The sequence below is a fragment of the Pseudomonas migulae genome, from assembly GCF_024169315.1.
In the GTDB taxonomy this organism is placed as follows: Bacteria; Pseudomonadota; Gammaproteobacteria; order Pseudomonadales; family Pseudomonadaceae; genus Aquipseudomonas; species Aquipseudomonas migulae_B.
In genome coordinates, this window is sequence record NZ_JALJWR010000001.1 from 5,260,510 (window position 1) to 5,278,582 (window position 18,073).

General features: G+C 59.8%; 24 protein-coding genes. 19 read left to right on the forward strand and 5 right to left on the reverse strand.

The annotated features are described in order from the left end of the window. The first annotated feature begins 3 nt into the window (after nucleotides 1-3). The 14 genes from J2Y86_RS24030 to recX all read left to right on the forward strand — a co-directional run bounded on the left by J2Y86_RS24030 (nucleotide 4) and on the right by recX (nucleotide 9,871). Nucleotides 4-363, forward strand: coding sequence for a phage tail assembly chaperone (locus J2Y86_RS24030; protein WP_253437288.1), 360 nt, complete (start codon nucleotides 4-6; stop codon nucleotides 361-363). Between the two features lie 101 nt (nucleotides 364-464). After that, on the forward strand, nucleotides 465-674 hold the full coding sequence (locus tag J2Y86_RS24035; protein ID WP_253437291.1) for a hypothetical protein: 210 nt from the start codon (nucleotides 465-467) through the stop codon (nucleotides 672-674). Nucleotides 675-676: 2 nt separating this feature from the next. Further along, entirely contained in the window at nucleotides 677-1,843 is a 1,167-nt protein-coding gene (locus J2Y86_RS24040) for a phage tail protein (protein ID WP_253437294.1), read from the forward strand. Further along, nucleotides 1,843-2,349 carry a phage major tail tube protein gene (locus J2Y86_RS24045; RefSeq protein ID WP_253437297.1) on the forward strand — a complete coding sequence of 169 codons (507 nt, stop codon included), beginning with the start codon at nucleotides 1,843-1,845 and terminating at the stop codon, nucleotides 2,347-2,349. Before J2Y86_RS24040 ends, J2Y86_RS24045 begins: the two co-directional genes overlap by 1 nt. A gap of 214 nt (nucleotides 2,350-2,563) precedes the next feature. Further along, nucleotides 2,564-3,148, forward strand: a complete 585-nt coding sequence (locus tag J2Y86_RS24050; protein ID WP_253437300.1) for a phage tail assembly protein — start codon at nucleotides 2,564-2,566, stop codon at nucleotides 3,146-3,148. Between the two features lie 128 nt (nucleotides 3,149-3,276). After that, complete coding sequence (locus tag J2Y86_RS24055; protein WP_253437303.1) at nucleotides 3,277-4,935, forward strand: hypothetical protein; 1,659 nt, start codon at nucleotides 3,277-3,279, stop codon at nucleotides 4,933-4,935. After that, on the forward strand, nucleotides 4,935-5,318 hold the full coding sequence (locus J2Y86_RS24060; protein ID WP_253437306.1) for a phage tail protein: 384 nt from the start codon (nucleotides 4,935-4,937) through the stop codon (nucleotides 5,316-5,318). The genes J2Y86_RS24055 and J2Y86_RS24060 overlap by 1 nt, the downstream gene beginning before the upstream one ends. Continuing rightward, entirely contained in the window at nucleotides 5,311-5,523 is a 213-nt protein-coding gene (locus J2Y86_RS24065; RefSeq protein WP_253437309.1) for a tail protein X, read from the forward strand. The genes J2Y86_RS24060 and J2Y86_RS24065 overlap by 8 nt, the downstream gene beginning before the upstream one ends. A gap of 9 nt (nucleotides 5,524-5,532) precedes the next feature. Beyond that, the gene (locus tag J2Y86_RS24070) at nucleotides 5,533-6,549 is read left to right on the forward strand and encodes a phage late control D family protein (RefSeq protein WP_253437312.1); all 1,017 of its coding nucleotides are present in this window, start codon (nucleotides 5,533-5,535) and stop codon (nucleotides 6,547-6,549) included. Between the two features lie 47 nt (nucleotides 6,550-6,596). After that, entirely contained in the window at nucleotides 6,597-7,160 is a 564-nt protein-coding gene (locus J2Y86_RS24075) for a glycoside hydrolase family 19 protein (protein ID WP_253437315.1), read from the forward strand. Beyond that, nucleotides 7,142-7,678, forward strand: a complete 537-nt coding sequence (locus J2Y86_RS24080) for a lysis system i-spanin subunit Rz (RefSeq protein ID WP_253437318.1) — start codon at nucleotides 7,142-7,144, stop codon at nucleotides 7,676-7,678. Before J2Y86_RS24075 ends, J2Y86_RS24080 begins: the two co-directional genes overlap by 19 nt. An 80-nt stretch (nucleotides 7,679-7,758) precedes the next feature. Further along, complete coding sequence (locus J2Y86_RS24085) at nucleotides 7,759-8,259, forward strand: CinA family protein (RefSeq protein ID WP_253437322.1); 501 nt, start codon at nucleotides 7,759-7,761, stop codon at nucleotides 8,257-8,259. Between the two features lie 83 nt (nucleotides 8,260-8,342). After that, nucleotides 8,343-9,395, forward strand: coding sequence for a recombinase RecA (gene recA, locus J2Y86_RS24090; RefSeq protein ID WP_007907270.1), 1,053 nt, complete (start codon nucleotides 8,343-8,345; stop codon nucleotides 9,393-9,395). Between the two features lie 8 nt (nucleotides 9,396-9,403). Continuing rightward, on the forward strand, nucleotides 9,404-9,871 hold the full coding sequence (gene recX / locus J2Y86_RS24095) for a recombination regulator RecX (RefSeq protein ID WP_084322318.1): 468 nt from the start codon (nucleotides 9,404-9,406) through the stop codon (nucleotides 9,869-9,871). Between the two features lie 44 nt (nucleotides 9,872-9,915). Here the strand turns inward: recX and J2Y86_RS24100 are convergent, their stop codons facing one another. Next, nucleotides 9,916-11,034, reverse strand: a complete 1,119-nt coding sequence (locus tag J2Y86_RS24100) for a TIGR00730 family Rossman fold protein (protein WP_253437325.1) — start codon at nucleotides 11,032-11,034, stop codon at nucleotides 9,916-9,918. Between the two features lie 365 nt (nucleotides 11,035-11,399). Here J2Y86_RS24100 and J2Y86_RS24105 point away from each other — a divergent pair, with 365 nt between their 5' ends. Next, nucleotides 11,400-11,600: a hypothetical protein gene (locus tag J2Y86_RS24105; protein WP_150630769.1), complete on the forward strand. Its 201-nt coding sequence runs from the start codon at nucleotides 11,400-11,402 to the stop codon at nucleotides 11,598-11,600. A gap of 1 nt (nucleotide 11,601) precedes the next feature. Here the strand turns inward: J2Y86_RS24105 and J2Y86_RS24110 are convergent, their stop codons facing one another. After that, nucleotides 11,602-12,027 carry a PA3611 family quorum-sensing-regulated virulence factor gene (locus tag J2Y86_RS24110; protein WP_017336762.1) on the reverse strand — a complete coding sequence of 142 codons (426 nt, stop codon included), beginning with the start codon at nucleotides 12,025-12,027 and terminating at the stop codon, nucleotides 11,602-11,604. Nucleotides 12,028-12,213: 186 nt separating this feature from the next. Between J2Y86_RS24110 and J2Y86_RS24115 the strand changes: the two genes are divergently transcribed. From J2Y86_RS24115 to J2Y86_RS24125, 3 genes are all read left to right on the forward strand, one after another. Next, nucleotides 12,214-12,957, forward strand: coding sequence for a tRNA-uridine aminocarboxypropyltransferase (locus tag J2Y86_RS24115; RefSeq protein ID WP_253437328.1), 744 nt, complete (start codon nucleotides 12,214-12,216; stop codon nucleotides 12,955-12,957). Between the two features lie 209 nt (nucleotides 12,958-13,166). Continuing rightward, nucleotides 13,167-13,817, forward strand: coding sequence for a response regulator transcription factor ErdR (erdR, locus tag J2Y86_RS24120; RefSeq protein WP_017336764.1), 651 nt, complete (start codon nucleotides 13,167-13,169; stop codon nucleotides 13,815-13,817). A gap of 76 nt (nucleotides 13,818-13,893) precedes the next feature. Further along, nucleotides 13,894-14,256, forward strand: a complete 363-nt coding sequence (locus tag J2Y86_RS24125; RefSeq protein WP_150630766.1) for a diacylglycerol kinase — start codon at nucleotides 13,894-13,896, stop codon at nucleotides 14,254-14,256. Here the strand turns inward: J2Y86_RS24125 and J2Y86_RS24130 are convergent. After that, on the reverse strand, nucleotides 14,253-15,179 hold the full coding sequence (locus J2Y86_RS24130; RefSeq protein WP_253437331.1) for a LysR family transcriptional regulator: 927 nt from the start codon (nucleotides 15,177-15,179) through the stop codon (nucleotides 14,253-14,255). The genes J2Y86_RS24125 and J2Y86_RS24130 overlap by 4 nt on opposite strands. Nucleotides 15,180-15,301: 122 nt before the next feature. Between J2Y86_RS24130 and fpr the strand changes: the two genes are divergently transcribed. Further along, nucleotides 15,302-16,081 carry a ferredoxin-NADP reductase gene (gene fpr, locus J2Y86_RS24135; RefSeq protein ID WP_003443014.1) on the forward strand — a complete coding sequence of 260 codons (780 nt, stop codon included), beginning with the start codon at nucleotides 15,302-15,304 and terminating at the stop codon, nucleotides 16,079-16,081. A gap of 125 nt (nucleotides 16,082-16,206) precedes the next feature. Here fpr and tsaA read toward each other — a convergent pair whose 3' ends face one another. Together tsaA and J2Y86_RS24145 are read right to left on the reverse strand one after the other, a co-directional pair. Continuing rightward, nucleotides 16,207-16,905, reverse strand: a complete 699-nt coding sequence (gene tsaA, locus J2Y86_RS24140; protein WP_253437334.1) for a tRNA (N6-threonylcarbamoyladenosine(37)-N6)-methyltransferase TrmO — start codon at nucleotides 16,903-16,905, stop codon at nucleotides 16,207-16,209. Between the two features lie 185 nt (nucleotides 16,906-17,090). Continuing rightward, complete coding sequence (locus tag J2Y86_RS24145; protein WP_253437337.1) at nucleotides 17,091-17,861, reverse strand: SDR family oxidoreductase; 771 nt, start codon at nucleotides 17,859-17,861, stop codon at nucleotides 17,091-17,093. Nucleotides 17,862-18,073 lie beyond the last annotated feature (212 nt).

Genomic DNA, 18,073 nt, shown 5'->3' on the forward strand with positions numbered 1-18,073 from the left:
GCCATGCCATTTATTCAACGCGACGAATCGGGCCGCATCTGTGGCCGGTTTGCGAATCAGCAGCTCGGCTATGCCGAAGAGTTTTTGCCCGACGACGACCCTGAACTGCAGGGTGGCGCAGTGGATCAGGCCGCGGTGACTGAGCGGGCTTGGCGAGACACCGAACTGGCGTCGCTGATCTGGTTGCGCGATCGCCACCGCGATCAACTGGAGATCGGTGGTGACACGACTCTGACGGCCGAGCAGTTCAACGAGCTGTTGGTTTACATGCAGGTCCTGCGCGACTGGCCGCAATCAGCAGATTTCCCTGACAGCCAATACCGTCCGGTCGCTCCGCCCTGGATCGCCGAACAAACCCAATAAACGCCCCGCACTGCCGGGGCGTTTTCTTTCCCGCAATACAACACACACAACACCCGACAGCCCCTTACCCAAGGGGCTTTTTCGTTTATGGAGAAACAGAAATGGCAGAACGCCAAACGTACACCGTGCTCCTCCCGTTCCCCACCGGGGGCGGCCACTGGTCGAGCATCGGCCAGGAGCTGCAACTGCTCGATGTGGAGGCCAACGCGCTGCGCAGCGCTGGTCGTCTGGAGCTGAAAAAAACCGAGGCTGCCGAGTCGGCCTCTGCATCCACCGCGGCGAAAAAAGCCGCTGCCAAGAAGGCTGAATAACCATGGCTGAGGTTCTGAACTTCGAGCACAACGGCATTACCGTCAATGCCACCGAATCCCCCGAGGCCATGGGTGGCCTGGGCGACAACGTCATCGGTCTGATCGGCACCGCGCCGAAGGCGGATCCGTTGATTCCACGCAACGCGCCGTTCCGCATCAACAGCTTCACCACCCAGGCGCTGCTCGATCCGACCGGTACCGAGGCTGGCACGCTGTATCACGCGGTCTTCCAGATCCTGAAAGTGGTCAAGGTGCCGGTCTACGTGGTCATCGTCGAAGAGGGCGCGACCCCTGCGGACACGCTGAACAATGTGATCGGCGGCATCGATCCGCTGACCGGTCGCAAGCTCGGCCTCGCAGCGCTGGGCAGCGTGCCTGAAGACCTGACCATCATCGGCGCGCCGGGCTTCACCAGCACCAAAGCCGTGGCCGGTGAGTTCGCGTCTTTCGGCAAGCGCATCAAGGCCCGTGTGGTGCTCGACGGCAAGGATGCCGCGGTCGCCGATCAGGTGACGTACAGCCAGGAACTGGGCGGCGCGGAGCTGGGTTTCGACCGCTGCCTGCTGGTGCACAACATGCCGTCGGTGTACTCCAAGGCGGCCAAGAAAAACGTGTTCCTGTCGCCGTCGAGCCTGGCCATCGCGGCCCTGGCCAAGGTCAAGCAATGGGAGAGCCCGGGCAACCAGGTGACCTTCGCCGAGGACGTTTCGCGGGTCGTGGAATACAACATCCTCGACACCTCCACCGAGGGCGATCTGCTCAACCGCTACGGCATCTGCTACTACGCCCGCACCATCCTCGGCGGCTTCTCGCTGCTGGGTAACCGCTCTATCACCGGCAAGTTCATCAGCTACGTCGGCCTCGAAGATGCGATCAGCCGCAAGCTGGTCAAGGCCGGCCAGAAAGCCATGGCCAAGAACCTGACCAAGTCGTTCATGGACCAGGAGGTCAAGCGCATCAACGACTGGCTGCAAACCCTGGTTGCCGACGAAACCATTCCTGGCGGCAGCGTGTACCTGCACCCGGAATTGAACAGCGTCGAGAAGTACAAGAACGGCACCTGGTACGTGGTCATCGACTACGGCCGCTACGCGCCGAACGAACACATGGTTTATCAACTCAATGCCCGCGATGAAATCATCGAGCAGTTCCTGGAGGACGTTCTCTAATGTTTACCAACCGCGTAAGACAGGCCATCGCGGCCACCCTGCAAGGCCTGCCGTTGTCGGCGACGGTGGAAGAGTTCACCCCGCCGAAGATCGAGTTCGAGATGGAGAACATGGTCGGCGGGCGCTTCATCGGCGAGGAAATGGCCAAGAGCGGCAAAGCCCTCACCGCCACGCTCAAGCTGCAAGGCGTGGGCGCAGAAGTCATGCTCGCCCTGGGTGTGAAACTGGGCGACGACATTTTGCTGAACGTTCGTGAGGCCGGTCAGGATCAGGATGGCAACACCTGGTTCACCTACCACACCGTCGGCGGCAAGTTGAAGTCCCTGGCCGAGACGGCGCTCAAAATGAATGACAAACCGACCACCACGCTTGAACTGTCCTGCCGCACCTACAACCGCCTGGAAAACGGCATCCCGGTGATCGACATCGACGTGCGCACCCAGAAGTTCGTGCTCAACGGCGTCGACATTCTCGGCGACGCCCGCCGCGCGGTGTTGATCCCTTGAACCTGTGGGATTGAACCTGTGGTGAGGGGATTCATCCCCGTTGGGCTGCGAAGCGGCCCCGAAATCGAAAAACGCGGTGTATCAGGTACACCGCGCACAAGGGTTTTACGACTGCTTCGCAGCCGAACGGGGATAAATCCCCTCGCCACACAGGCTCGCTTCCACAAGGTGCGTTGCCCAACGGCCCCTCATGATTCACCAAGGAATTCATTTCATGTCCTGGACACCTCCTGTTCACGCCTTGTTGTCGCCGATCACGGCCGACGATCAGGCATCGATCGAGCAGATTCAGCTCAAACCGTTGTACTACGCCGCACAGAAAGAAGCCCTGGCCCGTGCCGGCGATGATGAGGACGATCAGTTCTTCGAACTGGCGCTGCTGGCCACCGGGCTGTCAGTCAAGGAACTCGACCAGCTCAAACGCCCGGACTACGTGAGCATCGCGCAGTACGTGCACGAGATGTCGACTTTGCCGACGTCGCATTTCCTTGCGCAAGAGGAGGAGGGCGAACAACCTTCGGCCGATCTCAACGAAGTGACCTTGTTGCAACCGCTCCACGTAGCCGGTCGCACCCTGACGTCCCTGACCCTCGAAATGCCGGTGCTGCGCGCGACCAAAGCGATGAAAAAACTCAAGACGCCCAAGGAACGCGCCGAGTTCATCACCGCCCATTGCACCGGTCTGATGATTCCCGATCTGGCCCTGCTGACCGTGCCCGACTGGACACAGCTTCAGGTACGCATCGACGATTTTTTAAACAAACCGGCGGCCTTCTTTCGGAGCGCGACATCGAAGTAATCCTCGATGTGGTGCCGCTCATTTACCCGGTAAGTGAAGCGGACATTCTGGAGTGGGACGTCGGCAAGGCATTGCGCCGCTACGACATCGCGATCACTCGCCTTGGCGTGAAACAGGAGTAGAGCGGGATGGCAGACAGTCAATATTCGCTCGCCAGTGCGACGATCAATAGCATGGGGTCGCCAGCAATGGGCGGCGGGTCAGCAACCCTCGGGCTGGCCGGTTTCATCGCCCCGCTGGCGCAGCTCAACCAGGCACTGAACACGGTCAGCCTGGACATACGATTACTGACGGCAGGACAGAACAAACTGGGTGAAGCGCTGACGTCACTGACGGCGGTGGTGTCTTCAGCACGCGCGGCATTCAAACGGCTCGGAGTGGGACCTGTCGCTGGCAGCCCCTCGCAATCAAACCTCGATGGCAGGGTGGCGACTGAAGCGCCCGATCAATTGGGCGCCCACAACCTGAATGTCAGTGAGGCAGGCATACGCTCCACTCTGCGCAGCAGTGGCGAGGCCGGTAAGGTTGCGGTCACGGCCCCCGAGCGGGCGGCTGCAAGCGCCGCCGCTCCTCAAAACCCCGGTGTGCGCAAGGACGCGTCCGATAAAGCCGCCACTGCAACGCCAACAGTCGAAAGCAATGGCTCGAAAGGACAATCCGGCAAAGACGAAGGGCACAATTCGACACCCGGTGGGGATGTGCTGGATGCGAGTCTCAGTCGTCTGGGGCGTGCAGTAACGCCAGACATGTCCGGCCCGCTGACGTCACTTTCTGCTCAAGTCGACAAGCTCAGTTCAGTTGCCGAGCAATACCCCACGATTGCCACGGGACTGGCGGTTGTTGCGGTCACGCTCTATAAGATCGTGTCCGCCGTTACCACCGAAGCGTTGACCAACGTTACCAAAAAGATCCTGAAGCGCACTGCGCCGAACCTGCCCTGGGGGTTGGGCGATCTGGTCAGCGAAGACACTCGCGGCGGCGATCAGGACAACAAGCATCCGCCACCGAAAAAACACACGGAAAGCAGCCTGGGTTACACAGGTGATCAGGCACGCAAGAAGCGCAGGAACGCAAGACAGGACAAAGCCAAGGGGCAGGGCAATCCCAAGGATCAACCGCAATTCGACGTCACTGTGCGGCCTCGGGTCGATAGACCGGCAGTGGCCCCGATTCTGGCTCAGGCTCAAACTCTGGCTCCAGCTCCAGCTCCAGCTCCAGCTCCAGCCCCAGCTCAGCGTCTGCTGCAGTTCGCTGGTTCCAGTCAGGCCAGCCCCTTGCTCGGCAAAGTCGCCAAGGTCGGCTCCTCTCTCCCCAAAAGAGCACCAGGGCTTGGCTTGCTCAGCGCCGGGGTCGATATCGCACAAGGTGTCGCCAATGGAGACACCAAAGCCGTCGCTTCCTCTGCCGGGATGGTGGCCGGTTCTTATGCGGGAGCAGCGCTCGGCACGATGATTTTTCCAGGCGTGGGCACGGCCATCGGCGGTTTTCTCGGCGGCATCGCCGGATCCTGGCTGGGCGAAAAACTCGCCACACCTTCCGACCAGCTCGGCGCTCCTGATCAAGTCAGTAAAGACCTGACCAGCGCCTCGACGCAGTCACAAACGCAGCAGATCAATTACGCACCATCGATCCAGGTCACCTGCACGGGAGCGGATAACTCCGAGCACATCCGGACGATCGTGGCGCAACAGCTGCAGACGCAGTTCCACGGTGAATTCGTCCCCCTGATGAGCACCAACGCCCTCGCCACCCGACGTGGCGCGGCCCTGACCGATGGAGGTATGTAATGCGCCAGCAAATGGCATTGGGCAGTTTCATTTTCGGCCTGTCCCGTCACTTCGCGTACAGCGGCATCGTGCACACCTCGGACGGTGGCTGGGTGGAACTGGACATCGTGACCGGCAAGCCGAAATCCAGCCAGACCGGGCAAAAGTCCCAGACGCTGAAGATCACAGGGACGTCGATGTACGCGGTGGCCATGGACCGGCTCACTGAGCTGCGCGCGCTACAGGAACAGCGCAAGCCGGTGCCGTTGGTGGATGGCATCGGACGCAACTGGGGGCTTTGGCGAATCAACACGGTGACGGAGACCCAGAGCGTGATCATCGATGACGGCACGGCGATGGTCGTCAATTGGGCCGTCGACATCTCGGAGTTCATCCATGCGTAGAGTTCGAAGTATGGCCGGTGATTCGCTGAACCTGTTGCTGTACCGCGAAATGGGTCGCTGTGACGATGCCGTCGAGGAAGCACTGTGGCGGCTCAACCCCACGCTGGCGGAACCGGGGCCGGTATTGCCTGCAGGTGTCTGGGTGGTACTGCCGGAAATCGACGCAAAACCCGTTGTGACCACGCCGGTTACCGCGTGGGATTAAGGAGGCTCCATGGCATTGGGTTTCACGCCAGCAGTACACATTTATGGGGCCAATGAGGTCCTGATCAATCAACGACTGATCAGTTGGGAGCACATTGACGCCGCGGGTATCGAGTCCGATCAATTGACCTTGACGCTCGACCTGGAAGGGCTCGAAGGGTTGCCGATCCTGGGTGGCAAGATCGGCCTGCTAGTCGGTTACGTGGAGTCCGGATTGGTGGACAAGGGGCAGTTCATGGTGTCTCGCCTGACACCGACGCTGTTCCCGCTGCGCTTGACGCTGGTGGCCACCGCCGCGCCGTTCAGTGCAAAGGACGAGACCGGGTTTCTGCAGCGTCGGTCGGCCAGTCATGGCCCGACCACCCTCGGTGCGTTGTTTCGCGAGATCGCTTTACGGCACGGCTTTTCGCCACGTGTGGCTCCCCAACTGGCACTGAGAAAAATCCATCACATCGATCAGTCCAACGAAAGCGACATGGCGTTTCTGACACGCCTTGCCCTCAGGAATCATGCAATCGCCAAACCGGTGAATGGGCTGTATGTGCTGGCGCTCCCCGGTCAGACCAACTCGCTGTCGGGCAAGGTGTTGCCCCAAGTGAAACTGTCGGTGACCACTGACAATCGTCCAGGCGATCGCGCCTTCATCTCCGCCACGCTCGATGACTCCGCCCGGGCGAAGAACCAGGGCTGCAAGACAAGTTGGTGGGACGCGGCGGCCGGGGTGGTGCGGGTGATCGAAACCGGTAGCCCGCCGTTCAAGGTCATCGGCCGGCTTTGTCAGAATGAAGACGAGGCCAGGGATGTAGGCGAGGGTGAGGTGCGCAAATTGTTGCGTGAAAAACTCAAGGTGAAAATCGCCTGCCCGGGCAATCCGGCCCTGTCAGCCGAGGGCGTTTTACTGCTGGACCCCTCCTGGCCGGATTTCATGCGCGGTTACTGGTCAATCGAGAAGGTCACTGCCAGTGGCGATAAATATCAAAGCTATCGCTGCTCGATCGATGCGATCTGCCTGGACGCTACCCAATAACGCATTGACGCCGGTCGGGTTGATCAATGGCGAACGGAACATGACTGATGCCGCTTACGGTTCTGCAATTACAGCAAATATTTCCCGACGCCCGCAGCCAAGCGGGCGTTTTCGTTTCCGCCCTCGATACCGCCATGGAGGGCCATTTCATAAACACGCCCAAACGCCGCGCTGCTTTCCTTGCGCAAGTGGGGCACGAATCGGGGCAGTTGCACTACATGCGCGAACTCGGCGGTGACCTCTATCTGAGCAAATATGACACCGGCACCTTGGCCGCTCGTTTGGGTAATACGGCAGCGCTCGACGGTGACGGGCAAAAGTACTGCGGTCGTGGCTTGATTCAGATCACTGGCCGCCACAACTATCAACAGTGCAGTGTCGGTGTGTTTGGCGACGAGCGTCTGCTCGAATTGCCGGAACTGCTGGAACAACCGCGATGGGCTGCGGAGTCCGCCGCCTGGTTCTGGGTGCAAAACGGCCTCAACGAACTGGCTGATCGTGATCAGTTCAACAGCATCACCCGCCGGATCAATGGTGGTCTGAACGGGCTGCAAGACCGTTTGCAACTGTGGGCGCGGGCGAGGGCGGTGTTATGCCAGCCTTCGGTCTGATGCCGGCGTCGTGGCGGGTCATTGGTGTTGTTGTGTTACTGGCTGTGTTGGCCGGTGGCTCGGCGGCGCTGGCCTGGCGATTTCAGGAGGGGCGTTACGGGCAGCAACTGGCGGAGCAGGACAGGGCGCACGCCGAGACGCTCAACCGGCTGACCCAGGCGGCCGCCGCCCGACAACAGGCCGAACAGGACAAGCGCCTGGCGCTGGAGCAACAGCTGTCGGTCAGCGAACAAACCCATTATCGAGCGCTTAGCGATGCCCAACGTGATCAAGGTCGCTTGCGCGATCGTCTTGCCACTGCTGATGTGCGGCTGTCAGTCCTCCTCGATGCCCGCGACACTTCCACTGGCTGCACAGTGCCCACCGCCTCCGGCGCCGGCGGCGTGGATCATGGCCCCCTACGCGCCCGACTTGACCCGGCGCATGCTCAACGAATTATCGCCATCACCGACGCCGGCGACCGTGCACTGATTGCCTTGCAGGCGTGTCAGGCCTATATCCGGGCGCTCGGTCGCTAACATTTTGATCGATGCTGTAACTTGCAAGCGCGATTCGCTCGTGTACGGTAGTCCCCATTCCGCTCGCTCAGGAGATGACCGTGAAAGAAATCACCCAACTGGCCGCTGAACTTGGCAGGCGCCTGCAGGTTCTCAATGCTCACGTCACGGCAGCCGAGTCCTGTACCGGCGGTGGGATTTCCGAGGCCATCACGCGCATTCCGGGGAGTTCGGCATGGTTCGAGGCCGGGTATGTCACGTACTCCAACCGTCAGAAAACCGAACAACTGAATGTCCCGGTCGAGTTGTTTGCGACGGTGGGGGCGGTCAGTCGCGAGGTGGTCGAGGCCATGGTGCGAGGCGCGCAGGAAAAAAGCCGGGCGTCTTTTGCCGTGGCGGTCAGCGGTGTGGCAGGGCCGGATGGTGGTTCGCCGAGCAAGCCGGTGGGCACGGTCTGGCTGGCCTGGGGCGTGGGGGAGCGGGTGTTCAGCGAGGTGCAGCACTTCCCCGGTAACCGCGACGAGGTCCGCCGACAAACGGTGAGGGCCGCGCTAGAGGGGCTGCTGCGACATGCCGCTGGAGAAATCTCAAATCAGGGGTAGGCGATCCTGAATCGCTGTGGAATAATACTGGCTACTTATACAGGTGTTGGCCGTCAGGCCTTATTGATTACGTGAGGACTTTAATGGACGACAACAAGAAGAAAGCCTTGGCTGCGGCCCTGGGTCAGATCGAACGTCAATTCGGCAAGGGTGCCGTAATGCGTATGGGCGATCAGGACCGTCAGGCGATCCCGGCTATCTCCACTGGCTCTCTGGGTCTGGACATCGCGCTCGGCATTGGCGGTCTGCCAAAAGGCCGTATCGTTGAAATCTACGGTCCTGAATCCTCCGGTAAAACCACGCTGACACTGTCGGTGATCGCCCAGGCTCAAAAAGCCGGCGCGACCTGCGCATTCGTCGACGCCGAACACGCCCTCGATCCTGAATACGCCGGCAAACTCGGCGTCAACGTCGACGACCTGCTGGTTTCCCAGCCGGACACCGGCGAGCAGGCGCTGGAAATCACCGACATGCTGGTGCGTTCCAACGCGGTTGACGTGATCATCGTCGACTCCGTAGCCGCTCTGGTACCAAAGGCTGAAATCGAAGGCGAAATGGGTGACATGCACGTGGGCCTGCAAGCCCGTCTGATGTCCCAGGCGCTGCGTAAAATCACCGGTAACATCAAGAACGCCAACTGCCTGGTGATCTTCATCAACCAGATCCGTATGAAAATCGGCGTGATGTTCGGCAGCCCGGAAACCACCACCGGTGGTAACGCGCTGAAGTTCTATGCTTCGGTTCGTCTGGACATCCGCCGTACTGGCGCGGTGAAAGAAGGTGATGAAGTCGTCGGTAGCGAAACCCGCGTCAAGGTTGTGAAGAACAAGGTCGCTTCGCCGTTCCGTCAGGCCGAGTTCCAGATTCTCTACGGCAAAGGCATCTACCTCAACGGTGAGATGATCGACCTGGGTGTTCTGCACGGTTTCGTCGAGAAATCCGGTGCCTGGTATGCCTATGAAGGCACCAAGATCGGTCAGGGCAAGGCCAACTCGGCCAAGTTCCTGGCGGACAACCCGGAGATCGCCGCGAAACTTGAGAAGCAGCTGCGCGACAAACTGCTGACTCCGGCGCCGGACGTCAAAGCATCGCCAGTCAAAGAGACTGCAGATGACCTGGCTGACGCTGATATCTGATTGATCCGATGACCGCCGTACTCGATACACTCGTCGCGGTGCGGCGAACCGCAATGGACCTGCTCGCGCGACGCGAGCACGGTCGAGTCGAGCTGACGCGTAAACTGCGTCAGCGCGGCGCCCTCCCTGAAATGATCGACACAGCACTCGACCGCTTGACGGAAGAGGGCCTGCTGTCCGAATCCCGTTACCTCGAAAGCTTCGTTTCCTACCGTGCCCGTTCCGGCTATGGCCCTTTGCGTATCCGCGAAGAGTTGAGCCAGCGTGGCCTGCAACGCAACGACATCGAACTCGCGTTACGCGAGAGCGGTATCAACTGGCAGGAACAACTGGAAGACACCTGGCGGCGCAAGTTCTCCGGGCATTTACCGATAGACGCCCGGGAGCGCGCCAAGCAAGGGCGGTTCCTGAGTTATCGGGGCTATTCCATGGAAATGATCAGCCGCTTGTTCAGCGGCCGAGGGATGGACGATTGACTGAAACGGCTCGCTATTTTGATAGCGGGCCGTTTTTTTTCGCCTCACGTAACCTTCGAGGGTTCCCGCGTGCGTTGTTGCGCCTGGGGTTTGGGTTGCGCCCAGTTTTCCGGCAGGTTGATGTAGTCCACCAGTTCACGCAGGCGTCCATGATCACGGGCGTTAAAGGTGAAGGCCAGACGTGCGAGGTGGCTGAACTGCGGCTCGTCGTGCTCCTCGCCGCTGTAGACATGCTGATGGAAGTGATCGCTCAGGCACAGGTCGGCGAATGCGTGTTGCATGTGTTCCAGCGCATTGTCACTGAGCTGGTGATTCATGCGGATCACGAACTGATGCTTGAGCCAGCGGCTGGAGTGGAAGTTGCTGTAGAACTGATTGATCTGCTCCACCGCCTCTTCGGCGCTATAGACCAGACTCACCAGCTTCATGTCGGTGGGAAGGATGTAGCGATTCTCCTCCAGTTGATTGCGGATGAAATCCAGGGCGCCTTGCCAGAACTTGCCTCCCGGAGCGTCCAGCAGTACCACTGGCACCAGCGGGCTTTTACCGGTCTGGATCAGCGTCAGCACTTCCAGCGCCTCGTCCAGCGTACCGAAACCGCCGGGGCACAAGACCAGCGCATCGGCTTCCTTGACGAAAAACAGCTTGCGGGTAAAAAAGAAGTGGAACGGCAGCAGGTTGGTGGTGCCGTTCACAGTGGGATTGGCATGCTGCTCGAAGGGCAGGGTGATGTTGAATCCCAGGCTGTGTTCCAGGCCGGCACCTTCGTGTGCGGCGGCCATGATGCCGCCGCCCGCGCCGGTGATCACCATCAGGTCCGAGCGCGCCAATGCCGCGCCGAGTTCTCGGGCCAGGCCATACAACGGGTGTTCTATCGGCGTTCGGGCCGAGCCGAAAACGGTGACTTTGCGCCGCCCCCGGAACTGTTCTAGCACACGGAAGGCATGCTCCAGTTCACGCAGGGCTTGCAGGGTGATCTTGGCATTCCAGCGGTTGTGGTCTTCCTGAGCCATGCGCAGCACGGTCAGGATCATGTCGCGGTAAATCGGAATGTTCGGGCTGTTGGGTGAAACCAGGTTGAGTTGTTCTTCGACCTTGCTGATGAGGTCGTGGCCGCTTTCTTCGAAATGACGGCTCAAGAGGTCATTCGGTTGGTAAGGCATCAACTTCTCCTTCCATACAGGCTCTGTTGTTCCTTTGGATGAAGGAAACATTCGCATCAAAATCGCAAACCAGGCAGCCCCTTTTCTGCCCTGAAAAGTGAACGGGAACACTATGAATCTAGACCCTCGCGGTGATTTGCGCTGACTTGATCATTGCGCTGCAATGTCTTTCCTGGCAACCGCTTATTGACGATTTGCAAGGTGGTTTCACCGCTCGTCTGAACGTACGCCGAGTGTGTGGCAGTCTGATTTACTGAATGACAGGCGTGACACAACAACTTTGCGTCAATGGCAGGGCGCTCGATACAAGCGGTTCAAGGATTTTGTCGCTCAAGCAAGGGCGAAGTGCAAGGAGGCGGGATGCTATGGCCAGAGTCATTCTGGAGATCGATACGCAGCTGTATCGATTATTGAAGTCATCGGCCGAGACCAATCATTTGAGTCTTGAAGAGGAGTGCTGCCGACGCCTGGAGGGCGCTGACCGGCGCTCGCGCTATTTGCAGGCGCTGTTGGCAGAACTGCGCGCCGAGGATGAACAGCGGCGCGCCAATTCCCATTCCCGTTGAATTACTTTTTCTTGGCCGGCGTGGCTTTCGGGCAATCCGATTCCTGATAGCTGGCGGAGCCGACCGAACGGTTGGTCTTCACCTCAGTGAAGTCGTAACGCATGACCGCGCCCTTGGCCATCAGCTTGCGGAACGACGGGTTGTTGCACACAGAAGCGCCCAGCTGGAAATACACGGCTTTCGGGTCGGCCCGCATCTTGTTGGCGTGGCTGCTTTGCACGCTCAAGTGGTTGATCAACACATTGCCTTCGGCGGTGTAGCCCTGATCGAGAATGTCTTCGTTGATCGCCCGTGGCGTGCCGACGCTGCTTTGGGCGGCGACGTTGCGCAGCTCTCTGTTGAGATTCTGCTCACTCAAGGACGCAGCCTGAGCGTTGAAGGACGACGCCAGCAGAATGGCAGCGGTGGGAACGATAAGGCGCAACATGAAACTCTCCTGGTTCAGTGACTGGTGCTTCGACCCGTCACATGACTGTGCGTTCAGTGGTGACGAATTATAGGGGAGCCCGTCTGGACGGTACAGGCTTGCGCCGGCCGCTCTGGTAAACTGCCGGCCTTTATTGCCCAGAGTGCTATTCGTGTCGAGTCTTCCTTTCTGCCGGTGTTGCCTGCGATGAACCACGCCCCCAACGCCGTAGCCCGCTTGCGTGATCAGCGCGAAGAGGAGGGCATCAAGCCGATTCAGGCCCGTGGCTGGCGGGCACCCCGTTGCCGTGCCTGCCGCGTGATCGAGAGCCACTGCCTGTGCGCGTGGCGTCCGCAGGTCGAGACCCGCTCTGGCGTATGCCTGATCATGACCAACAAGGAAGTGTTCAAACCGAGCAACACGGGGTGGCTGATCGCTGACGTGGTGCGCGACAACCATGCGTTCATCTGGTCGCGTACGGAAACGGATCCGCAACTGCTGGCATTGCTCGCCGACCCGCAATGGCAACCGTATCTGGTCTTTCCAGGCGAGTACGTCGAGCCTGAGCGAGTGACGAACACGGTCGCAGTCGATAGCACCAAGCGGCCGCTGTTCATTCTGCTGGACGCGACCTGGACCGAAGCCCGGAAGATATTCCGCAAAAGCCCTTATTTTGATGCGCTGCCGATCCTGAGCCTGCTGCCCGAGAAGCTTTCACGCTATCGGCTGCGTCGGTCGACCCGCAGCGAGCATTTGTGCACGGCCGAAGTCGCGGCACTGTGCCTCGATCTGGCGGGCGATGTAGACGCCGCGTCGGCACTGGACGCTTATTTCGACGTATTCAGCCAGCATTACCTCGATGCCAAACACCAGCTTGAAATGAACGTCACGACACCGGCACATGCCGAGCTAACGCCTTTCGTGCAGAAAACGGCCGCTGTCTCGGGCTGATTGTCGCCCATACTGCAAAGAACTGTAGCGGCCAGGCACCTTGACCACCCCGGTTTCGCTGGGCATGCTTGGCGCCGATTAGGGCGCGGCCGCGGTTTGATACGCCGTATTCTTACGTGAACTGCCACGTGATTGGCGTTGAACGTGCCCTGTTGGTGCAGCTCCGTGGCTGTGCCTTGAGTTGTTTGAAGAACAGGATCATTTGAAAAATGGCCACATACGAAATCCTGATTGCCGATGACCATCCTCTTTTTCGTAGCGCCCTGCATCAAGCGTTGACCCTTGGCCTTGGTCCGGATGTCCGTCTGGTGGAAGTGGCGAGCATTGCCGAGCTGGAAACCCGCCTGGACGAAAAGTCCGACTGGGATCTGGTGCTGCTCGACCTGAACATGCCGGGAGCCTACGGCTTTTCCGGGCTGGTGCTGCTGCGTGGTCAGTACCCGCAAATTCCGGTGGTGATGGTGTCGGCCCAGGAAGAAGCGTCGATCATGGTGAAGTCCCGAGAGTTCGGTGCCAGCGGCTTCATTCCCAAATCGAGTGACCTGAGCGTTATCCAGAAAGCCGTACGTGCGGTGCTGGATGGCGACGTGTTCTGGCCGCCCCAGGCGTTCGAAGCCGTCAGCGTTTCCGACGAAGCCAAGGCCGCCAGCGAAGGCCTTGCCAGCCTGACACCGCAGCAGTTCCGGGTGTTGACCATGGTCTGTGAAGGGTTGCTGAACAAGCAGATTGCCTACGAACTGAGCGTGTCCGAAGCAACAATCAAGGCGCACGTCACGGCGATTTTCCGTAAGCTTAATGTGCGGACCCGAACTCAGGCGGCGTTACTTCTGCAACAACTTGAGTCAATTTCAAGCCACTAAGGATTGGTGTCTTCACGCTTTTTTGACTTTCGTTGATCTAGCTTTCCCACTCCTTTTTTGGTCAGTTGCCACTTCTATGTCCCCTTTCAAAGGCCAGACCGGCCTGAAACGCATCCTCAACGCTTCCGGTTATTCGCTGGACGGCCTGCGCGCAGCCTTCACCGGCGAAGCGGCTTTTCGGCAACTGGTGTTGCTCAATGTCATCCTGATTCCGATTTCGTTCTTTTTGAACGTCAGCCGCGTCGAGCAGGCGCTGTTGATCGCCGTCTGTTTGCTGGCCTTGATCGTCGAGTTGCTCAACTCGGCAGTGGAAGCGGCCATAGACCGCATCTCCCTTGAGCTGCACCCGCTGTCCAAGAACGCCAAGGACATGGGCAGCGCCGCCCAGCTCGTGGCGTTGACCATGATCGGGCTGGTGTGGGCGGTGATTCTGCTTTAAGCGATGGTGGGCAGCACGATCTCGTCGCTGCGCTGCACCCCGGCGGTGAAGGCGCGGCACAGGTCGAGGAATTCGCGCATCGCTGACGTCTGATATTTCTGTTTGTGCCAGATGAAATAGAACTGCCGGGCCAGGTCCAGGTCCGGCGTCTCCACCGGCACCAGGCTGCCGCGGCGAAACGCATCGCGCAGGGCCAACCGCGAAATGCAGCCAATCCCCAATCCCGATTCCACCGCGCGCTTGATGGCTTCGGTGTGCTCCAGCTCCAGTCGGATGTTCAACGCGCTGCGATGGTGACGCATGGCCTGATCAAAGGTCAGTCGCGTACCAGAGCCTTGTTCCCGCAGGATCCACGCTTCGTGGCTCAGCTCATCCATGGTCGCTGTACCGCGAATGGCCAGCGGATGCTGCGGCGCACAGAACACCACCAGCTCATCCTCGACCCAGCTCTGCACTTCAATGTCCGGATGGCTGCAATCACCTTCGATCAGACCCAGATCAATTTCATAGTGCGCGACTTGTTGCACGATGTTGGCAGTGTTCTGCACGTGTAGCTTCACCTGGCTTTCCGGGTGACGCTGCATGAAGCTGCCGATCAGCAGCGTGGCGAGGTAATTGCCGATGGTCAGCGTGGCGCCGACGGCCAAAGAGCCGAAACCGGACTTGCCGTTGAGCAGGTCTTCGATTTCCTTGGCCTGGTCGAGCAGCGCCACCGCTTGCGGCAATAGCTGTTTGCCGAGGGCGTTGAGGCTCAGCCGTTTGCCGGCGCGGTCGAACAGTTGGCAACTGCACTGGCGCTCTAGCTCGGTGATTGAGGTGCTTGCCGCCGATTGCGACAGGTTGAGCAGACCCGCAGCACGGGATACGCTTTCCTGCTGGGCGACAGCGACGAAGACTTGCAGTTGACGGAGAGTAAATCGCATATCTATATAACCGATAACCCTTATCTTAATAATCCATTTAACAGATATTGTCGCTGCCATTAGAATGCGATGCAATTGCGCACATCATCGGCGCAGGCAAAATCTCCAGGAGTCCCACGTACATGAGCAACATGAACCACGAGCGTGTCCTCAGTGTTCACCACTGGAACGACACTCTGTTCAGCTTCAAGTGCACCCGTGATCCGGGCCTGCGCTTCGAGAACGGTCAGTTCGTGATGATCGGCCTGCAACAGCCCAACGGCCGCCCGCTTATGCGCGCTTACTCGATTGCCAGCCCGAACTGGGAAGAGCATCTCGAGTTCTTCAGCATCAAGGTGCCTGATGGTCCGCTGACTTCCCAGTTGCAGCATCTGAAGGAAGGCGACGAGATCATCATCAGCAAGAAGCCTACGGGCACGCTGGTACTGGACGACTTGAAGCCCGGCAAACATTTGTACCTGCTCAGCACCGGTACCGGTCTGGCGCCGTTCATGAGCGTCATCCAGGACCCGGAAACCTACGAGCGTTTCGAAAAAGTGATCCTGTGCCACGGCGTACGTTACGTCAACGAAGTCGCTTACCGCGAATTCATCACCGAGCACTTGCCGCAGAACGAGTTCTTCGGCGAGGCGCTGCGTGACAAGTTGATCTACTACCCGACCGTGACCCGCGAGCCGTTCGAGAACGAAGGTCGCCTGACTGACCTGATGCGCAGCGGCAAGCTGTTCAGCGACATCGGCCTGCCGCCGATCAACCCGCAGGACGACCGCGCCATGCTGTGCGGCAGCCCGAGCATGCTCGACGAGACCAGCGAAGTGTTGAACAGCTTCGGCCTGAAAGTATCGCCGCGGATGCGCGAGCCGGGTGATTACCTGATCGAGCGTGCATTCGTCGAGAAGTGACATCCGCTGCACCGCTGTCCCTGTGGGAGCGGGCTTGCTCGCGAAGGCGGCGTATCAGTCGACATCAACGTTGATTGACACGACGCCTTCGCGAGCAAGCCCGCTCCCACAGTTGTTTCTGGCGTTCAGACTTTCGCGGGGATGACTTCGAGGACGCGGATAACTCCGGGTTCGGGGTAATGCCACCGCACATCCACATCCCAGAACTGCGCCCCATATTCCCGCTCCGGCATTGGCGTCTGGTATGCCGGACGCGGATCCTGTGCCAGACACTGCTCAATCAACTCAACCAACGGCTCTTCCAGCCGCTGAGCATGCCCGTGCGCCTGTTGCAGCGCCGAGTCCGTCCACTGCACGGGAATCAATTGCGGCGCGGCGCTGGCGATGCTGTTGGAGGCCGTGTCGATGATGTCGGCGTACGGCACGTAGGGTTTGATGTCGAGAATCGGTGTGCCATCGAGCAGGTCGATGCCGGAGATCCACAGGCGGCTGGCTTCCACCTTGTCCAGCTTCACCACGGATTGGCCGATGCCATTGGGGCGGTGCGTCGCGCGGGTGGCGAACACGCCCATGGACTTGTTGCCGCCGAGGCGAGGAGGGCGGACTTTCAGGCGTGGTTTTTCTTCCAGGGCCTGATGGAACAGAAACAGCAGCCAGACGTGACTGACGTGCTCCAGGCCCTGGACCGCATCACCCTGATCGAACGGCGCCACCAGTTCCAGCACGCCGCGAGCAGCCGGGGCCAGTTGCGGTTGACGCGGAATGGCGAATTTCTCCTTGAAGCAGGAGCGCACGAAGCCGATGGGGGAAACGCTGTAGGTCATGAGTTGGGGTCGAGGCGGGAATTTGGGTGGGCATGATAACCCGGCGGGCCTCAAATCTGGTGGTGGCTGGGGCGGCCTCTTCGCGGGCAAGTCACGCTCCCACAGGTTTTAAGTCGTACACAAAATACGTGTTCGCTCGAGAACCCTGTGGGAGCGGGCTTGCCCGCGATGGCCACACTGCCGATCTAGAGACTGAACCCACCATCCAGCGGAATAATATTCCCGGTCATGTAAGCCCCGGCTGTGCTCGCCAGACTGATCGCCAACGCCGCCATCTCTTCCTCCCGGCCCCAGCGCTTCATCGGAATCAGCGCCGTGTCGTCCGCCAGCGCCTGTTCATCATTGCCGATGTGTTGCGTCATCTTGCTCGGAAAGCGCCCCGGTGCGATCACGTTGACGTTGATGTGCTGGCTCACCAGCTCCCGCGCCAGAATTCGGGACAGTTGGTGCAGGGCGGCTTTACTCGGCCCGTAGGCGTAAGCCTGTTCGCCAAAGGAAGAAATCCCCGCCACCGAGCCGATGTTGATGATCCGCGCCGGACTCGCTTCGGTCCCGGCCTTGCGCAGCAGCGGCAAGAACTGCTGGATGCAGTTGAACACCGACGTCACATTGAGCTGCATGACCTTCTCCCAGCCCTTGACCGGGTAGCTCTCCAACGGCGCGCCCCATGTGGTGCCAGCGTTGTTCACCAGAATATCCAGATGGCTGAGCTGTTCGCCCAATCGCGTGGCCAGTTGCAGCACGCCTTCTTCGGTGGCCAGATTGGCCGCCACCCCGTGACAAACACCGAATGCGCTCAATTCGTCAGCGGTTTGCTGGCAGGCTTCGACATCCCGAGCACAGACATACACGGTGGCGCCGGCCTCGACATAGGCCTTGGCGATCATTTTGCCGATACCACGGGTGCCGCCGGTCACCAGGGCGGTGCGGCCTTGCAGGGAAAAGTACGGGTGCATGGCGAATCCTGAGAGCTGAGGGTCAATACACCCTAGTCGTCAGCCGCCCGAAGCGGAGCCACTATTTTTGCGAGGAATGAGCGTTCATACAGCTGGACCTGTCGCGGCCTCTGTAGGAGCACAGCTTGCTGGCGAAGGCGATCTTCAAAACGCCTTCGCCAGCAAGCTGTGCTCCTACAGGGCGAAGGCGTTTTGAAGATCGCCTTCGCCAG

Excerpts from the sequence above, each read along its gene's own strand:
- J2Y86_RS24065 (WP_253437309.1), top strand. The coding sequence starts at position 5,311 with ATGCGTAGAGTTCGAAGTATGGCCGGTGATTCGCTGAACCTGTTGCTG.
- erdR (WP_017336764.1), top strand. The coding sequence starts at position 13,167 with ATGGCCACATACGAAATCCTGATTGCCGATGACCATCCTCTTTTTCGT.
- J2Y86_RS24110 (WP_017336762.1), bottom strand. The coding sequence starts at position 12,027 with ATGTTGCGCCTTATCGTTCCCACCGCTGCCATTCTGCTGGCGTCGTCC.
- J2Y86_RS24145 (WP_253437337.1), bottom strand. The coding sequence starts at position 17,861 with ATGCACCCGTACTTTTCCCTGCAAGGCCGCACCGCCCTGGTGACCGGC.
- J2Y86_RS24045 (WP_253437297.1), top strand. The coding sequence starts at position 1,843 with ATGTTTACCAACCGCGTAAGACAGGCCATCGCGGCCACCCTGCAAGGC.
- J2Y86_RS24115 (WP_253437328.1), top strand. The coding sequence starts at position 12,214 with ATGAACCACGCCCCCAACGCCGTAGCCCGCTTGCGTGATCAGCGCGAA.
- J2Y86_RS24100 (WP_253437325.1), bottom strand. The coding sequence starts at position 11,034 with ATGCCTTACCAACCGAATGACCTCTTGAGCCGTCATTTCGAAGAAAGC.
- J2Y86_RS24125 (WP_150630766.1), top strand. The coding sequence starts at position 13,894 with ATGTCCCCTTTCAAAGGCCAGACCGGCCTGAAACGCATCCTCAACGCT.
- J2Y86_RS24070 (WP_253437312.1), top strand. The coding sequence starts at position 5,533 with ATGGCATTGGGTTTCACGCCAGCAGTACACATTTATGGGGCCAATGAG.
- fpr (WP_003443014.1), top strand. The coding sequence starts at position 15,302 with ATGAGCAACATGAACCACGAGCGTGTCCTCAGTGTTCACCACTGGAAC.
- J2Y86_RS24080 (WP_253437318.1), top strand. The coding sequence starts at position 7,142 with ATGCCAGCCTTCGGTCTGATGCCGGCGTCGTGGCGGGTCATTGGTGTT.
- J2Y86_RS24050 (WP_253437300.1), top strand. The coding sequence starts at position 2,564 with ATGTCCTGGACACCTCCTGTTCACGCCTTGTTGTCGCCGATCACGGCC.
- J2Y86_RS24105 (WP_150630769.1), top strand. The coding sequence starts at position 11,400 with ATGGCCAGAGTCATTCTGGAGATCGATACGCAGCTGTATCGATTATTG.
- tsaA (WP_253437334.1), bottom strand. The coding sequence starts at position 16,905 with ATGACCTACAGCGTTTCCCCCATCGGCTTCGTGCGCTCCTGCTTCAAG.
- J2Y86_RS24075 (WP_253437315.1), top strand. The coding sequence starts at position 6,597 with ATGCCGCTTACGGTTCTGCAATTACAGCAAATATTTCCCGACGCCCGC.
- J2Y86_RS24055 (WP_253437303.1), top strand. The coding sequence starts at position 3,277 with ATGGCAGACAGTCAATATTCGCTCGCCAGTGCGACGATCAATAGCATG.
- J2Y86_RS24130 (WP_253437331.1), bottom strand. The coding sequence starts at position 15,179 with ATGCGATTTACTCTCCGTCAACTGCAAGTCTTCGTCGCTGTCGCCCAG.
- J2Y86_RS24040 (WP_253437294.1), top strand. The coding sequence starts at position 677 with ATGGCTGAGGTTCTGAACTTCGAGCACAACGGCATTACCGTCAATGCC.
- recA (WP_007907270.1), top strand. The coding sequence starts at position 8,343 with ATGGACGACAACAAGAAGAAAGCCTTGGCTGCGGCCCTGGGTCAGATC.
- J2Y86_RS24035 (WP_253437291.1), top strand. The coding sequence starts at position 465 with ATGGCAGAACGCCAAACGTACACCGTGCTCCTCCCGTTCCCCACCGGG.
- J2Y86_RS24030 (WP_253437288.1), top strand. The coding sequence starts at position 4 with ATGCCATTTATTCAACGCGACGAATCGGGCCGCATCTGTGGCCGGTTT.
- recX (WP_084322318.1), top strand. The coding sequence starts at position 9,404 with ATGACCGCCGTACTCGATACACTCGTCGCGGTGCGGCGAACCGCAATG.
- J2Y86_RS24060 (WP_253437306.1), top strand. The coding sequence starts at position 4,935 with ATGCGCCAGCAAATGGCATTGGGCAGTTTCATTTTCGGCCTGTCCCGT.